At 74.1% G+C, this 13,876-nt stretch carries 12 protein-coding genes; 5 read left to right on the top strand and 7 right to left on the bottom strand.

The features are described 5' to 3' along the window. Window positions 1-68 precede the first annotated feature (68 nt). Window positions 69-779 (top strand): response regulator transcription factor, encoded by a 711-nt coding sequence (locus ACH4F6_RS23980; RefSeq protein ID WP_397962347.1) that lies wholly within the window; start codon window positions 69-71, stop codon window positions 777-779. Between the two features lie 13 nt (window positions 780-792). After that, window positions 793-2,253 carry an ATP-binding protein gene (locus tag ACH4F6_RS23975; RefSeq protein ID WP_397962346.1) on the top strand — a complete coding sequence of 487 codons (1,461 nt, stop codon included), beginning with the start codon at window positions 793-795 and terminating at the stop codon, window positions 2,251-2,253. A gap of 313 nt (window positions 2,254-2,566) precedes the next feature. Here the strand turns inward: ACH4F6_RS23975 and ACH4F6_RS23970 are convergent, their stop codons facing one another. Further along, on the bottom strand, window positions 2,567-3,022 hold the full coding sequence (locus ACH4F6_RS23970; RefSeq protein WP_397962345.1) for a hypothetical protein: 456 nt from the start codon (window positions 3,020-3,022) through the stop codon (window positions 2,567-2,569). Between the two features lie 517 nt (window positions 3,023-3,539). Between ACH4F6_RS23970 and ACH4F6_RS23965 the strand changes: the two genes are divergently transcribed. The 3 genes from ACH4F6_RS23965 (at window position 3,540) to ACH4F6_RS23955 (ending at window position 7,851) form a co-directional block, all read left to right on the top strand. Continuing rightward, the gene (locus ACH4F6_RS23965) at window positions 3,540-4,739 is read left to right on the top strand and encodes an MFS transporter (protein ID WP_397962344.1); all 1,200 of its coding nucleotides are present in this window, start codon (window positions 3,540-3,542) and stop codon (window positions 4,737-4,739) included. A gap of 44 nt (window positions 4,740-4,783) precedes the next feature. Continuing rightward, window positions 4,784-5,281, top strand: a complete 498-nt coding sequence (locus ACH4F6_RS23960) for a hypothetical protein (protein ID WP_397962343.1) — start codon at window positions 4,784-4,786, stop codon at window positions 5,279-5,281. 128 nt (window positions 5,282-5,409) lie between these two features. Beyond that, window positions 5,410-7,851 (top strand): SpoIIE family protein phosphatase, encoded by a 2,442-nt coding sequence (locus ACH4F6_RS23955; protein WP_397962341.1) that lies wholly within the window; start codon window positions 5,410-5,412, stop codon window positions 7,849-7,851. A gap of 347 nt (window positions 7,852-8,198) precedes the next feature. On the opposite strand, the gene ACH4F6_RS23950 is transcribed toward ACH4F6_RS23955, so the two are convergent. From ACH4F6_RS23950 to ACH4F6_RS23925, 6 genes are all read right to left on the bottom strand, one after another. Beyond that, window positions 8,199-9,296, bottom strand: coding sequence for an ABC transporter ATP-binding protein (locus tag ACH4F6_RS23950; RefSeq protein ID WP_397962340.1), 1,098 nt, complete (start codon window positions 9,294-9,296; stop codon window positions 8,199-8,201). Then, window positions 9,293-10,180 carry a molybdate ABC transporter permease subunit gene (modB, locus tag ACH4F6_RS23945; RefSeq protein WP_397962339.1) on the bottom strand — a complete coding sequence of 296 codons (888 nt, stop codon included), beginning with the start codon at window positions 10,178-10,180 and terminating at the stop codon, window positions 9,293-9,295. Before modB ends, ACH4F6_RS23950 begins: the two co-directional genes overlap by 4 nt. Then, window positions 10,177-11,004, bottom strand: coding sequence for a molybdate ABC transporter substrate-binding protein (modA, locus tag ACH4F6_RS23940; RefSeq protein ID WP_397962338.1), 828 nt, complete (start codon window positions 11,002-11,004; stop codon window positions 10,177-10,179). The genes modB and modA overlap by 4 nt, the downstream gene beginning before the upstream one ends. Before the next feature lie 184 nt (window positions 11,005-11,188). Next, on the bottom strand, window positions 11,189-11,584 hold the full coding sequence (locus ACH4F6_RS23935; protein WP_397962337.1) for a molybdopterin-binding protein: 396 nt from the start codon (window positions 11,582-11,584) through the stop codon (window positions 11,189-11,191). Between the two features lie 41 nt (window positions 11,585-11,625). Further along, on the bottom strand, window positions 11,626-12,519 hold the full coding sequence (locus ACH4F6_RS23930; RefSeq protein ID WP_397962336.1) for a phosphorothioated DNA-binding restriction endonuclease: 894 nt from the start codon (window positions 12,517-12,519) through the stop codon (window positions 11,626-11,628). A 154-nt stretch (window positions 12,520-12,673) separates the two neighbouring features. Beyond that, window positions 12,674-13,876: tetratricopeptide repeat protein (locus tag ACH4F6_RS23925; protein ID WP_397962335.1), on the bottom strand; the 1,203-nt coding region annotated here is incomplete at its 5' end.

The raw sequence follows: 13,876 nt of genomic DNA, 5'->3' as shown, positions 1-13,876 counted from the left end.
GGTAAGAAGCCCGGCCGCCGACCGGCCCGCCCCGCCCGACCGCCACGGGCCTTGGCAGACTGGGTGCCGTGCCTCCCACCGTGCTCCTGGCCGAAGACGACCGCGCCATCCGCAACGCCCTGGAACGGGCCCTGGTCCTGGAGGGCTACCGGGTCACGGCGGTCGCCGACGGCGTCGAGGCGCTGGCCCAGGCGCACAAGTCGCCGCCGGACGTCCTGGTCCTCGACGTGATGATGCCCGGCATCGACGGCCTCCAGGTCTGCCGGGTGCTGCGCGCCGAGGGCGACCGCACGCCCGTCCTGATGCTGACGGCGCTCGTCGAGACCGCCGACCGGATCGCCGGACTGGACGCGGGCGCCGACGACTACGTCGTGAAGCCCTTCGACGTCGAGGAGGTCTTCGCCCGGCTGCGGGCCCTGCTGCGCCGCAGCAACCGGGAGGCCCCCGTCGACGTGCCGAAGCCGGCGGCGGCCCCCGAGCGGTACGTGGAGGCCGCCGGGCTGCGCATGGACCCGCAGGCGCGGCGGGTCTGGCGCGGGGAGCGCGAGCTGGAGCTGACCCGCACCGAGTTCGAGCTGCTGGAGCTGCTCGTGCGCAACGCGGGCATCGTCCTCGACCACTCCACGATCTACGACCGCATCTGGGGCTACGACTTCGGGCCGGGCTCCAAGAACCTCGCCGTCTACGTCGGCTACCTGCGCCGCAAGCTCGACACCCCCGGCGCCCCGCAGCTGATCCACACCGTGCGGGGCGTGGGTTACGTGCTGCGGGAAGACTGAGGGGCGGCACGGGATGGCCGGCCGCCCGGGGTGCTGGGTGTCGCGGCGGCGCCCGAAGCTCGCCTCGCTGCGGACCACCTTCGCCGTGTCCTTCGCGGCCGTGACCGCCGCCGTCACCGTCCTCGTCGGCGTCCTGTCCTACTCGGCCGCGGCCCGGCTGGTGCGGGTGGACCAGGAGTCGGTGTTCGACGAGGTGGTGCAGGACCTGCGGGACGAGGTCCGCGACCGGGCGATGGCCCCCGGGGACTTCTCCTCCGCCGCGCCGGGCCACGACATCGTGCGGCCGGCCCGGACGGACGTGCAGGTGCTGGGGCCCGACGGGGCGGTCGTCGACCCCGGCAGCCCCGGGCTGCCGGTGAGGGCCGCCGACCGCGCGGTCGCGGCCGCGACGACGGCCGGCACGTTCACCGAGCACCGGGACGTCGACGTCGGCAGCGACGTCTACCGCGTCGCCACGGTCGCGCTGGGCGGCGGGCGGGGCGCCGTGCAGGTCGCGCAGGAGTTCAGCGACACGGAGGACCTGCTGCGGGCGCTGCAGCGCAGGACGCTGGTGCTGATGACCGCGATCGTGACGGGGGCCGGCCTGTTCGGCTGGTGGCTGGCCCGGCGCATCACCCACCGGCTGGTCATCCTCACCACCGCCGCCGAGGACGTCGCCCGCACCCGCCGGCTCGGCGTCCAGGTCCCGGTCACCGGCTACGACGAGGTCGGCCGCCTCGGCCGCGCCTTCGACCGCATGCTGGGCCGCCTCGCCCAGTCGGAGGAGGACCAGCGCCGCCTCGTCCAGGACGCCGGCCACGAACTGCGCACCCCGCTGACCTCGCTGCGGACGAACATCTCGCTGCTGCACCGCATCGACGAACTGCCCCCCGCCACCCGGGCCGAGCTCGTCGCCGACCTCGGCCAGGAGGCCCGCGAACTGACCGACCTGGTCAACGAGCTGGTGGACCTCGCGGCCGGCCAGTCCGACACCGAGCCGCCGCAGCGGGTCGACCTCGCCGACCTCGCCGAGGAGGTCGCCGGCCTCGCCCGCCGCCGCACCGGCCGGCAGGTCCTGGTCCGCGCGAGCGGCGACACCGGCACCGTCGGGCGGCCCGGCATGCTCCAGCGGGCGCTGTCCAACCTGGTCGAGAACGCCACCAAGTTCGACCGCGGGGGCGGGACGCCCGTCGAGATCAGGGTCACCGGGCCGGCCCTCGCCCACCCCCGGCCGCGTTCGGGCGGCGGGACCCCCGTCGGTCCCCTCCGCGTCGAGGTCCTCGACCGCGGCCCCGGCATCACCGAGTCCGACCTCACCCGCGTCTTCGACCGCTTCTACCGCGCCGCCGACGCGCGCTCCCTGCCGGGCTCGGGCCTCGGCCTGTCGATCGTGCGGGAGGTGGCCCTCGCGCACGGCGGAGCGCCGTTCGCCTTCCCGCGGGCGGGCGGCGGGTCGGTGATCGGCTTCACGGTGGGCGGGGGACCGGAGGACTGAGCGGGCCGCTGCCGGCGGGGCGTCCGCCGCGGGCCGCGGGGGCGGGGGCGCCCGCCGGCACGAGCGGTGCCCCGCGTCCGGAGGGGACGCGGGGGCGGCGTACGGCGGCGGTCTGCGGCCGCACGCCGCCGCGGGTTCCCGGCCCCGGCACCCGGGCCGGGGGACATCGCGGCGGCGCACGGCGCGCGGGAGCACGTGTCCGCCCGGGAGGCCGTGGACGCGGCGCGTGCGGTGGTGCCGACGGTGCGCGGACGGCCGGAACGGCCGGGACGGCGTGCGGGCCGGGCGGTGCGGCGGGCCGCCCGGCGGGCGCTCACCCGATGGGCCAGTACGTGATGCCCACACCCGTGCCGCAGTCGGTCGTGTCCGTGGTGCCCCGGCAGACCTTGAGGGTGCCGGTGACGGTGTACGTGTAGTCGTGGGTGGAGGTGAAGTCGACGGAGCCGGCGCCGCAGATCTCGGCCTGCTTGGTCCAGGCGAGCACGACCCAGTCGTGGACGTACCGCGTCCAGACCGAGTAGCAGTCGCTGCCGGTGTTGCCGAGGGTGCCGTCGAGGACCAGCTTCCGGTTCGCGACCCAGCGGTCGCCGGCCGCGGTGGCGGTGCCGTGGGAGGCGGACCAGGGCACGGTGGCGGCGACGGCGGTCGTACCGGTGCCGCTCGCCGCGGCCGGGGCGGCGCCGGCCAGGGCGAGGCCCACGGAGGCGAGTGCGGCGCCGGTGAGCGCGGCGGTACCGCCGACGGCGCGGATGCGCGTGCGCAGGGACATCGGTGAACCCTCTTTCGTGGTCGGGGTCTTCCGGACGGCTGTGGTGCTCCTCGTGCTCTCGTGCGTGCTCTTGTGCTCTCGTGCGTGCCCCCGTGCTCTCGTGCTCCGGGAACGGGATCATCGTGCCCGTGACGCAAAGCGGATCACCAGGGCGTTTCGAGACCGGTGGCGGCCGATTTTCGCAGGTCAACGGGAAGATGAGCTTCCGGTGAAGGTGAGCTTCCGGTGAAGCGCGGATTCCGGGAGGGCGGTTCTCCCGGGTGAGGGAGGGATTCCGGAGGACGGTGTTTTCGGGTGAGGGCGGGATTCCGACGAGGGCGGTGTTTTCGGGTGAGGGCGGAATTCCGGGAGGGCGGTGTTTTCGGGTGAGGGCGGGATTTCGACGAGGGCGCTGTGTCGAGCAGGGGGCGGGGTCCCGGCGAGGGCGGGACCCCGGGCGCGGGAGGGGGCGGCGCGAGGGCGGGATCCCGGGCGGGGACGGCGTGAAGGCGGGGTTCCGGGCGCGGGCGGGGGCGCGGTGAAGGCGCTGTCGTTCGCGCTCGTGCTGCGGCACGCCCGGTTCCGGCGGGTGTGGTGCGGGCAGGCCGCGAGCGCCGTCGGCGACGGCGTCACCCTGGTCGCCCTGCCCGGCGCGGTCCTGGCCCACCACTCGACGACCGACCTGGGCCTGGTCCTCGGCGCGCAGAGCCTCGCGCTGGTCGCGGCCGCGCTGGTCGGCGGGGTGCTGGCCGACCGGTTCCGCCGGGCGGGCGTGATGGCGGCGGCCGACCTGGTCCGCCTGGCCACCGCGGTCTGCTTCGCGCTCGGCGCGGCCCGGGGCCCGCTCCCCGTCGCCCTGCTGCTGGCGACGGTGACCGGGTTCGCCGCCGGGGTCTTCACCCCCGCCTTCGGCGCGCTGATCCCCGAACTCGTCCCGGAGGAGGACCTGCCCAAGGCGAACGCCCTGCGTTCGATCACCGTACGGACCGGGCAGGTGCTGGGCCCCTCGCTGGGCGGTCTGCTGCTGGCGGCCGGGACGGCGGACACGGCGTTCTGGGCGGACGCGGGGACCTTCGCCGCGAGCGCCGTCACCCTGGTCGGGGCCGGCGGCGCCCGGCCGGCGCGCGCCGCGGGCGCCACGCTGCTGCGCCAGGCCCGCGAGGGCTTCGCCGCCGTACGGGAACGCCGCTGGGTGCTGACGATCATCGTGCAGGGCACCCTGCAGCTCCTGCTGGTGATGGCCCCGGTGGCGGTCCTGCTGCCGGTCATCCTCCAGGAGCGGGGCCAGTTCACCGCGTACGGTCCGCTCGTCGCGCTCCAGGCGCTGGGGTCCGTCGCGGGCGGCATGGCCATCGCCGCCTGGAGCCCGCGCAGCCCCGGCACGGTCGCCGTCCTCGCCCTGGGCCTGCTCGCCGGCCAGCTGGTGTGCCTGCTGGCCGGCGCCCCGCTGGTGCCGCTCGGCGCGTCCGTGATCGCCACCGGTTTCGGCTACGCGGTGTTCAACGTGGCCTGGGCGAGCGCCCTGCAGCGCGCGATCCCCGCCGGGATGCTGGGCCGGGTCTTCGCGATCGACACGCTCGGCACGTACGGGCTCCAGCCGGCCGGTCTCGCCCTCGCCCCCGTCGCCGCGAGCGCCTTCGGCAACGGCCCGGTGCTGTGGGTGGGCCTCGCGGCCCTCACGGCGACGACGGTGATACCGCTGTTCCAACGGGACGTACGTCAGTTCGCGTCATCATGACGGGACCACCCTGCGGGGCCGGAGAGACGAGAGAGGCGAGCCCCATGACGACGATCGCGGTGACCGGACACACCGACCTCACCGAGGACAGCGTCCCGCTGATCCGCGCCGCCCTCGACGCCCTGCTCGGCCGGTACGCCCGCGACGGCGACGGCGCCCTGGTCGGCGTCTCCTGCCTCGCCGCGGGCGCCGACTCCCTCTTCGCCGAGGCCGTCCTGGCCGCGGGTGGCCGCCTGGTCGCCGTCATCCCCTCCCGCGACTACCGCCGCACCAAGGTCGGGCCCGCCCGCGCCCCCCAGTTCGACCACCTCGTCGGGTCCGCCGCCGAGGTCCTCGTCCTGCCCCGCGACAGAGCCGACCGCCGGGCCTACGAGGCCGCCAACGCCGTCCTCGTCGAGCGCGCCGACCGCCTGGTCGCCGTGTGGAACGGCGAACCTCCGAGCGGCCGGGGCGGCGGCACGGCGGACGCCGTCCAGGACGCGCGGGCGGCGGGGGTGCCGGTGGAGGTGGTGTGGCCGCAGGGCGCGCGGCGGAGCGGGTGAGGAGACCGGCCCGAGGGGAAACGGCCCGGAAGACGGGTTCCCGCACCCATTCGTCGCGCATATCGGGGAAACCAGGTAAGGGAGGAATGCGAAGTACGCACCTTCCGCGGCGATGAGGAAGTGGTGAGATGGGCGGCGGACCCGGCGTCGTCGACGAGGCGCTCACCGCGCGTGCCACCGTCGACGAACGAGGCACCGTGACCGGCTGGAACGACGGTGCCGAACGGCTGCTCGGCTACGCCCCCGCGCAGGTCGTCGGCCGGCCGGCGGCGGCCCTGCTGGCCGAGGAGCCGGCGGTGCCGGACGACCGTCCGCCGCTCGCCGGGCTGCCCCGGTGGCACGGCACGCTCGTCCTGAGGCACCGGGACGGCCACCGCGTCGAGGTCCGGACGCTGGCCCACCACAGGACCGCGGAGCGGGGCGGCGGCTGGCTGGTGCTCTCGCCGCTGACCGGGCGGGAACCCGGCCAGGCCCCCGCCGACGACCTGGTGGCCTGGGGCTTCACCCAGTCCCCGTGCTGCGCCATGGCCCTGTACGACCTGCGGCTGCGCCTGTGCCGGGCCAACGAGGGCATGGAACGGTACCTGGCGCTCACCGAGGCCGAGATGCGCGGACTGCGCGTGCCCGAGCTGCTGGAGGGCGAGGCGGGCGAGCTGGCCGAGCAGGACATGCTGCGGGCGCTGGAGACCGGCGAGACGCAGTACCGGGAGAACTTCCTGCGCACGGCCGGGGAGAACCGCGCGCACGCCTGGGCGGTCTTCACGTCGCCCCTGCGGGACGGGGACGGCCGCCCCCGCGGGGTCTGCATCTCCGCCCACGACACCACCGAGCAGCACGCGGCCCGCCGGCGTCTCCAGCTGATCGCCGAGGCCGGCGGCCGCATCGGCAGCACCCTCGACGTGACGCGGACGGCCGAGGAACTGGCGGACGTGTCGGTTCCGGCGTTCGCCGACTTCGTCAGCGTCGACGTGCTGACGTCGTTCCTCGAGGAAGGCCCCGAGGCGCACCAGGGGGAGACGGCCGGCCCGCTGGTGGTGCGGCGGGTCGCCCACCGGTCGGTGCTGCCGGGGCTCCCCGAGGTGGCCGTGGCACCCGGTGAGACCGGCGAGTACCCGGAGGGCTCCCCGCCGGCCGAGAGCGTCCGCTCGGCGCGGGCCCGCCGCTACCGGAGGACCGACCCGGAGATCGCCGACTGGACCGCCCGGGACCCGCTGCGGGCCGCCCGCGTCCGCGACTTCGGTGTCCACTCGGTGATGACGGTGCCGCTGTCGGCCCGCGGCACCACCCTGGGCGTCGTCGTCTTCGTCCGTCACCGGCACCCCGACCCCTTCCACGAGGACGACCTCGTCCTGGCCGAGGAGCTGGCGGCCCGCGCCGCGGTCTGCATCGACAACGCCCGCCGCTACACCCGCGAGCGCAGCACGGCGGTCACCCTCCAGCGCAGCCTGCTGCCGCAGCGGATGCCCGAGCAGTCCGCGGTGGAGGTCGCCTCCCGCTACCTCCCGGCCGGCTCCCGGGCCGGGGTGGGCGGGGACTGGTTCGACGTGATCCCGCTGTCCGGCGCCAGGGTGGCGCTCGTCGTCGGCGACGTGGTCGGCCACGGCGTGCACGCCTCCGCCGCCATGGGCCGGCTGCGCACGGCCGTGCGCACCCTCGCCGACATCGACCTGCCCCCCGACGAACTGCTCACCCACCTCGACGACCTGGTGGGCCGGCTCGCCACCGAGGCGGAGGGCACGGAGGACACGCGGGACGGCGCGGTGGACGGCAGGTCGGCGGACGTCGGGGCGACCTGCCTGTACGCCGTCTACGACCCGGTCACCCGCCGCTGCACCTGCGCGCGGGCCGGCCACCCGCTGCCGGCCGTGGTCGGTCCGGACGGCACCGTCGAACTGCTCGACCTGCCGGCCGGGCCCCCGCTGGGCGTGGGCGGGCTACCCTTCGAGGCGGTCGAGACCGAGCTGCCCGAGGGCAGCCTGCTCACCCTCTACACCGACGGCCTGGTCGCGTCCCGGGACGACGACATCGACGACGGCGTCTCCCGTCTGTGCCGGGCCCTGGCCGTCCCGGCGGCCTCCCTCGACGCCTTGTGCGACTCGCTGCTCGCCGCGGTGCTCCCGCACCGGCCCGTCGACGACGTGGCCGTGCTCGTCGCCCGCACCCGGGCCCTCGACTCCTCCCAGGTCGCGTCCTGGGACGTGGACCCCGACCCCGCCGCCGTGGCCGAGACCCGCAAGAACGTGGGGGAACAGCTGGACGCCTGGGGCCTGACCGACACCGCCTTCGTCACCGAGCTGATCGTCAGCGAGCTGGTCACCAACGCCATCCGCCACGCCGAGCCGCCCATCCAGCTCCGCCTCATCAACGACCGGACCCTGATCTGCGAGGTCTCGGACGGCAGCGGCACGGCACCCCACATGCGCCGCGCCCGCACCTACGACGAGGGGGGCCGCGGCCTCCTCCTGGTCGCGCAGCTCAGCGAACGGTGGGGGTCCCGCCCGGGTCCGGCGGGGAAGGGGAAGACGATCTGGGCGGAGCAGAGCGTGTCTCCCGGAGCGCTCTGGTCCTGACGGCGACGGCCATGACGGCCATGACGGCCATGACGGCCATGACGGCCATGACGGCCGCGATGGCCGCGATGGCCGCGATGGCCATGACGGCCATGACGGCCATGACGGCCGCGACGGCCGCGACGGCCATGACGGCCGCGACGGCCGCGGTGATCGCGCACGGCGGCGCGTCCGTGGTCACGGCCGTCGCCCGCCGCCCCCCGACGCGACCCGACCGCCCGGGCGGCGCCCGGACCCGGAGCGCACGCGCCACCCCGGGCGGCGCCCGCACCCCGGGGTGCGCACCTGCCCGGGGTGGCGCCGGACCGGTCACCCGGGGAACGGCGGCCGGACGGCCGGCGGCTCCCTCAAGCCGGGTACGCGTGCGTCTGCGCCGCCTTCACCGTCGCCCACACCGTCGCTCCGGGGCGCAGGTCGAGTTCGGCGGCGGCGACCGTGGTGAGGTCGGCGGCGAGGGGCAGGTCGCCGGTGAGGCCGGCGCGGATCTGGTCGCCGTGGGTCTCCAGGCCGGCGACCTCGCAGCGCCAGAGGTTGCGGGCGCTGGAGCCGGTGGGGCGGTCGCGGTGGAGGGTCACGGCGCTGGGCGGGAAGGCGACGAAGACGGGTCCCGTGAGGTCCTCCGTGGTCGTGATCAGGGGGCCGGGGCCGGGGCCGGGGCCGACGCGGACCGTGTGTCCTTCGGCCTCCCCGCAGTAGAGGTTCAGGCCGACCAGGTGGGCGATGTAGTCGGTGCGCGGGTGCCGGGCGATGCCGGACGGCGTGCCCTCCTGGACGACACGGCCGTCCTCGACGACGACCAGGCGGTCGGCCAGGACCATCGCGTCGAGCGGGTCGTGCGTGACGAGTACGGCGACCGCCTCGAACTCGGCCAGGTGGCGGCGGAGCTGTGCCCGTACGTCGAGGCGGGTGCGGGCGTCGAGGGCGGCGAGCGGCTCGTCGAGCAGCAGCAGCCGGGGGCGCGTGGCGAGGGCGCGGGCGAGCGCGACGCGCTGGGCCTGCCCGCCGGACAGGTGGCGCGGCTTCGCGGAGCCGTGCTCGGACAGGCCCATGCGCTCCAGCCACACGGCGGCCTCGGCGCGGGCCCGCGCCTTGCCGGCGCCGTGGCAGCGGGGCCCGAACGCCACGTTGTCGAGCGCGGTGAGGTGGGGGAAGAGCAGGTAGTCCTGGAAGACGAACCCGACCGGGCGGGACTCGGTCGGCACACCGTCCAGCTCCGTGCCGTCCAGGCGGAGGTGGCCGCCGGTGAGCGGGACGAGACCGGCGAGGGCGCGCAGCGCGGTCGTCTTGCCGGCGCCGTTGGGGCCGAGGAGGGCGACCACGTCGCCCGGCGCCGCCGTGAGCGCCACGTCGAGGCGGAACGCGCCGCGCTCGACGACGAGCCGGGCGTCGAGACCCTCCCCGGCCGGGGCCGGAGCGCCGGCCGTGGTCGTCGCGGAGCCGGTCATGAGGCGGTCATCCAGCGGTCCCGCAGCCCCGCCAGCACCGCGACCGACACGGCCAGCAGGACCAGGCTGAGGGCGATCGCCGCTTCCGGGTCGTTCTGGAGGGCGAGGTAGACGGCGAGCGGCATGGTCTGGGTGCGGCCGGGGAAGTTGCCGGCGAAGGTGATGGTCGCGCCGAACTCGCCGAGCGCCCGGGCCCAGGCCAGCACGGCGCCCGCCGCGACGCCGGGGGCGATCAGCGGGAGGGTGACCCGGCGGAACGCGGTGAAGCGGGAGGCGCCGAGCGTCATGGCCGCCTCCTCGTACCGCGGGTCGGCGGCCCGCAGGGTGCCCTCCACGCTGATCACGAGGAACGGCATCGCGACGAACGCCTCGGCGATCACGACCCCGGCCGTGGTGAAGGGCAGGGTGACCCCGAACCACGCGTCCAGCCACTTCCCGACGACGCCGTTGCGGCCCAGCGCCATCAGCAGGGCCACACCGCCGACCACGGGCGGCAGGACGAGCGGCAGGGTGACGAGGGCCCGTACGAGACCGCGTCCGGGGAACTCGACCCGCGCCAGCAGCCAGGCCAGCGGCACCCCGAGCACCAGGCTCACCGCGGTCGCCGCCGTCGCGCAGACCAGGGACAACCGCAGCGCCTGCCACACGTCGGGGCTGGTCAGCAGCTCGGGCATGCTGCGCCAGGGGGCCCGGACCAGCAGGGCGACGAGCGGGAGGACGAGGAACGCCAGACCGGTCAGCGCGGGGACGAGGAGGGGCAGCGGGGCGCCCCCTCGGCCGCCCCCGCGCCGGCCGGCGGGACGGCCCGCGCGGACACGGCGGCGCCGCGGACCACCGGTCGGGGTGTCCGCGGCAGCCGCCTTGTCCGTGGACGGGGAGGTCACGGCTGGAGGAACCCGGCCTCGGCCAGGACCTTCCGGCCCTCGGCGGACCGCACCAGCGCGATGAACGCCCGGGCGGTCCCGGCGTTCTCCGAGGCCTTGAGCAGGGCGATGGGGTAGTCGTTGACGGCGTCGGCCGATTCGGGGAAGTCCACGCCCTCCACCTTGTCACCCGCGGCCTTCACGTCCGTCCTGTAGACGACCGCGGCGTCGGCCTCCTTCAGCACCACCTTGTTGAGGGCGGACTTGACGTCCTCCTCGTAGGAGACCGGGGTCAGCTTCAGCTCGCTCGCGTCCAGGGCCTTCTGGGCCGCGGCGCCGCAGGGCACCGTCTTGTCGCACAGCACGACCTTCAGGTCCGGGGCGGTGAGGTCCTTCAACGAGGCGATCCTGTCCGGGTTGCCCGGCAGGGTGGCGATCTCCAGCTGGTTGCGCACGAAGGTCGCGGGCGCGCCCGAGGCGTCCCCGGCGTCCGTGACGATCTCCATCGTCCTGGGGCTGGCCGAGGCGAACACGTCGGCCGGGGCGCCGCCGGTGATGCTCGCGGCGAGGGCGTCGCTGCCGCCGAAGCTGAAGGTGACCTTCGTGCCCGGGTGGGCCTTCTCGAACCGCTCGCCCAGCGTCGTGAAGCTCTCCTTCAGCGAGGCGGCGGCGAAGACGGTGATGCCGCCGGACGGCTCGCCGGAGGCGGACGCCGGCGCGGAGGAGTCCGGCTTCGCGGAGTCCGAGCCGGAGGACGAGCAGGCGCTCAGGGCCAGCAGCGCGGCAGCGCCCGCGCCGGCCGCCCGCGGCATCCGACGGCGAGTCCGGCGCACGGTACGGGTCATCACGGTTCCCCCTCTGGTCCCGACGGACGCGGCCACGGCCGTACGCCCTGCCCGCACCCACCGATCATACTGCCGCAGATGCAAGGCGAAAGGCCTTCATCGCTCCGCACGAGCGCCCCTCGTACCCTCTTCTCCTGGCAGATGCGTTGACGCGCAAAGGGGTGCGGGTGCAGTTTCCCCCCGCTCAGACCCGGTCGATGTGCACGTTCGTCGACTTCACGCGGGCGGTGGCCTCCATGCCGACCTCCAGCCCCAGCTCCTCCACGGCCTCCCGCGTGAGCAGCGACACCAGGCGGTGCGGCCCGGCCTGGATCTCCACCTGGGCCGCCACGTCACCGAGCTTGACGGCGGTGACGATGCCGGGGAACGCGTTGCGGACCGAGGTGTACGGGGCGTCCTCCTCGCCGGTCCCGCCCTTGGCGAGCTCCACGGAGAAGGCGGCCAGGTCCCTCCCGTCGATGAGCCGCTTGCCGCTCTCGTCGCGATGGGTCGCCACCCGGCCCGCGTCCGCCCACCGCCGCGCGGTGTCCGGACTCACCCCGAGCAGTCGTGCCGCCTGGCCGATCGTGTATGCCTGCATGGCCGCCAAGATAGGCCCCCGGCCGGAGCACGGCTGTCCGGTCAGGCCGCGGGCGCGGGCCGCGGGGCGCCGTGGAACACCTGCCGCACGTGCCAGGCGCGGTGGCCCTCCGCGACGGGACGGGCGCCCGGCTGAGGCCCGATGACCGGCCGTCCGGCGAGCGCGGTGACGTGAGCCCGGGCGGCGGGACCGCGACCGACGAAGTGCTGGGAGACCAGGATGCGGTGGCCGTCGCCGATGCCGAGGGCCCCCTTGTCGAAGAGTTTGTGGTGCAGCGAGCACAGGCACAGTCCGTTGTCGACGTCGTCCGGGCCGTCGAAGGCCCACCAGCGCACGTGCGCGGCCTCCAGACCGACCGGAACCGCGCCGATCCTGCCGTCGTAGCCGCAGAAGGCGCACTGGTACTCGTAGGCGGTCAGCACCAGTTCCCGCATCCGCCGGTCGCGCCGCCTCCGGGCCGGCGACAGCCGCTCGACCTCCGCGGGCTCCAGCTCCAGACCGACGGCCTCGCACAACTCGCCGTGGAGCGACGGCGGGAAGTGCCGGTCGAGCAGTACGCGCGCGATCCGGCCGAGCAGACCGGGGTCGCGGCGCAGCGCCGACCGCAGTCCGGGCGCGAGGCGTCCGGCGGCACCCGTCTCCCGCAGCTCCCGCAGCCCGGTCCCGGGACTGCCGGGCCCGCGGTCGGTACGCACCTCCCACACGCCGTCGCCGACCAGGTGGTGGAACGGGTACGCGGCCGACGTCCTGTGCGGCGGACCGTACTCGGCCAGCAGCCGCTGCAGGTCTCCCTCGACAGCGCTGTACCGAAGCTCCTCCTCGGCGTCCTCCTGGAACCGGCCGAGGGCGTACAGGAGGAGCAGCGGCTTGTGCGGAGCACGCGTCCCGTTCCTGGCCCACTGCCTCAGCTTCGCGGTGCGGTCGAGCCAGTCCATGGGCGGTGAGCGTACTGGCGTTCCCGCGGCCGTGGCGGCCGACGGGACGACCGCCGGTCGAAGACCGGCTCAGGGCGACGGCGACACCCAGGTGATGTGCTGCTCGTCCAGACGGCCAAGTCCGCACCTGACGGCGGGAGAGAGCGCTGCATGGTCAGGACCAGTCCTGGACCGACCACTCGTCATCAGCGAGCACGGGCAAAAAGGGGAACCTGAGCGGATAGCGCCCGCCCCGGGGCCTATGAATTTCATCTTTCCAGATGCGGATGCAGAAACTTAGCGGATCATCGGTGGCATCATCACTCCATCTGGCGACCCAAGGTGCCATCACCTCATAGCACCCATCGGTATCTCCACCCAGCGCCAATACGTAACCCTGGAGCCATCTGCCGGCGTTTTCATTGACCGGTTGCGCGAGTTCTTGCAATCGATTGGCTGCACAGTCGTTCCTGCCTACGGCAGCGAGGGCGAGGATCTCGTGATCGCGGAATACCGTGCCTCCAAACTTCCTGCCACCCTCCGTTGCCATTTCCAGAGCCGTCTCCCAATCTCCCGTTCCTTCTGCGGTGAGAAGGTCAATGATGAGTACCGCTCGGTCAAATGAGAGTTCTTCAAAATGCGGCCGCAGGCACCTGATCCAGGAACACTCTTCAGAAAGGCACGCGATAGTGATGGCTCCCGCCTCCGCCAGCTCTCCAGCTTCTCTCTGCGGGCCAATAATGTGGATGCCCTCCATCAACCTTTCAACTGCTTCAGAATGTCGACCCGTCATGGACAGGAACTGCACCCAAGTCTTGTAGGAGCTGAGCTCTGCAGCCAATGTGGCAGTTCCCGAAACCGATTTGCGAAGAAGATCTTCGGCTTCTTCCGGCTGTCCGTGCTGGGCCAATATCATCACTGTCTGTCGAGAGATGGCAAATTGATCCGCCTGTGCCGGAAAGCTGGCAATTCCATTACGCAGCAGCTCGACGGCCTCAGCCACCCGGCCATTCCGAGCCAGTACATCGCCCGCCGACTGATACAGCGAAGAGAGGCCCGACTGCGGAGAGATGCGCGCGATGCCCTCACGCAGCAACTTGACGGCCTCATCAACCTCGCCCTTTCGGGCCAGCACATCACCCGCCAATTGGTATAGATAGAAGAGGTTGGAATGCGGAGGGATGCGCGCGATGCCCTCACGCAACAGCTCGACGGCTTCGTCCACTCGGCCGTTCCGGGCCAGCAGTTCGCCGGCCGACTGGTACAGCGAAGAGAGGCTCGACTGTGGGGGGATGCGTGTGATGCCTTCACGTAGCAGGTCGACGGCTTCGTCCGTCTGGCCGTTTCGGGCCAGCAGTTCGCCGGCTGATTGGTACAG

Source organism: Streptomyces sp. NPDC017936 (genome assembly GCF_044328485.1).
Classification (GTDB): Bacteria; Actinomycetota; Actinomycetes; order Streptomycetales; family Streptomycetaceae; genus Streptomyces.
This window is presented reverse-complemented; position numbering and strand designations above follow the sequence as displayed.

What these genes read in the sequence shown, in the direction of transcription:
- ACH4F6_RS23950 (WP_397962340.1), bottom strand. Translation starts at nt 9,296, where the DNA reads ATGACCGGCTCCGCGACGACCACGGCCGGCGCTCCGGCCCCGGCCGGG.
- ACH4F6_RS23955 (WP_397962341.1), top strand. Translation starts at nt 5,410, where the DNA reads ATGGGCGGCGGACCCGGCGTCGTCGACGAGGCGCTCACCGCGCGTGCC.
- ACH4F6_RS23970 (WP_397962345.1), bottom strand. Translation starts at nt 3,022, where the DNA reads ATGTCCCTGCGCACGCGCATCCGCGCCGTCGGCGGTACCGCCGCGCTC.
- ACH4F6_RS23935 (WP_397962337.1), bottom strand. Translation starts at nt 11,584, where the DNA reads ATGCAGGCATACACGATCGGCCAGGCGGCACGACTGCTCGGGGTGAGT.
- ACH4F6_RS23975 (WP_397962346.1), top strand. Translation starts at nt 793, where the DNA reads ATGGCCGGCCGCCCGGGGTGCTGGGTGTCGCGGCGGCGCCCGAAGCTC.
- ACH4F6_RS23930 (WP_397962336.1), bottom strand. Translation starts at nt 12,519, where the DNA reads ATGGACTGGCTCGACCGCACCGCGAAGCTGAGGCAGTGGGCCAGGAAC.
- ACH4F6_RS23960 (WP_397962343.1), top strand. Translation starts at nt 4,784, where the DNA reads ATGACGACGATCGCGGTGACCGGACACACCGACCTCACCGAGGACAGC.
- modA (WP_397962338.1), bottom strand. Translation starts at nt 11,004, where the DNA reads ATGACCCGTACCGTGCGCCGGACTCGCCGTCGGATGCCGCGGGCGGCC.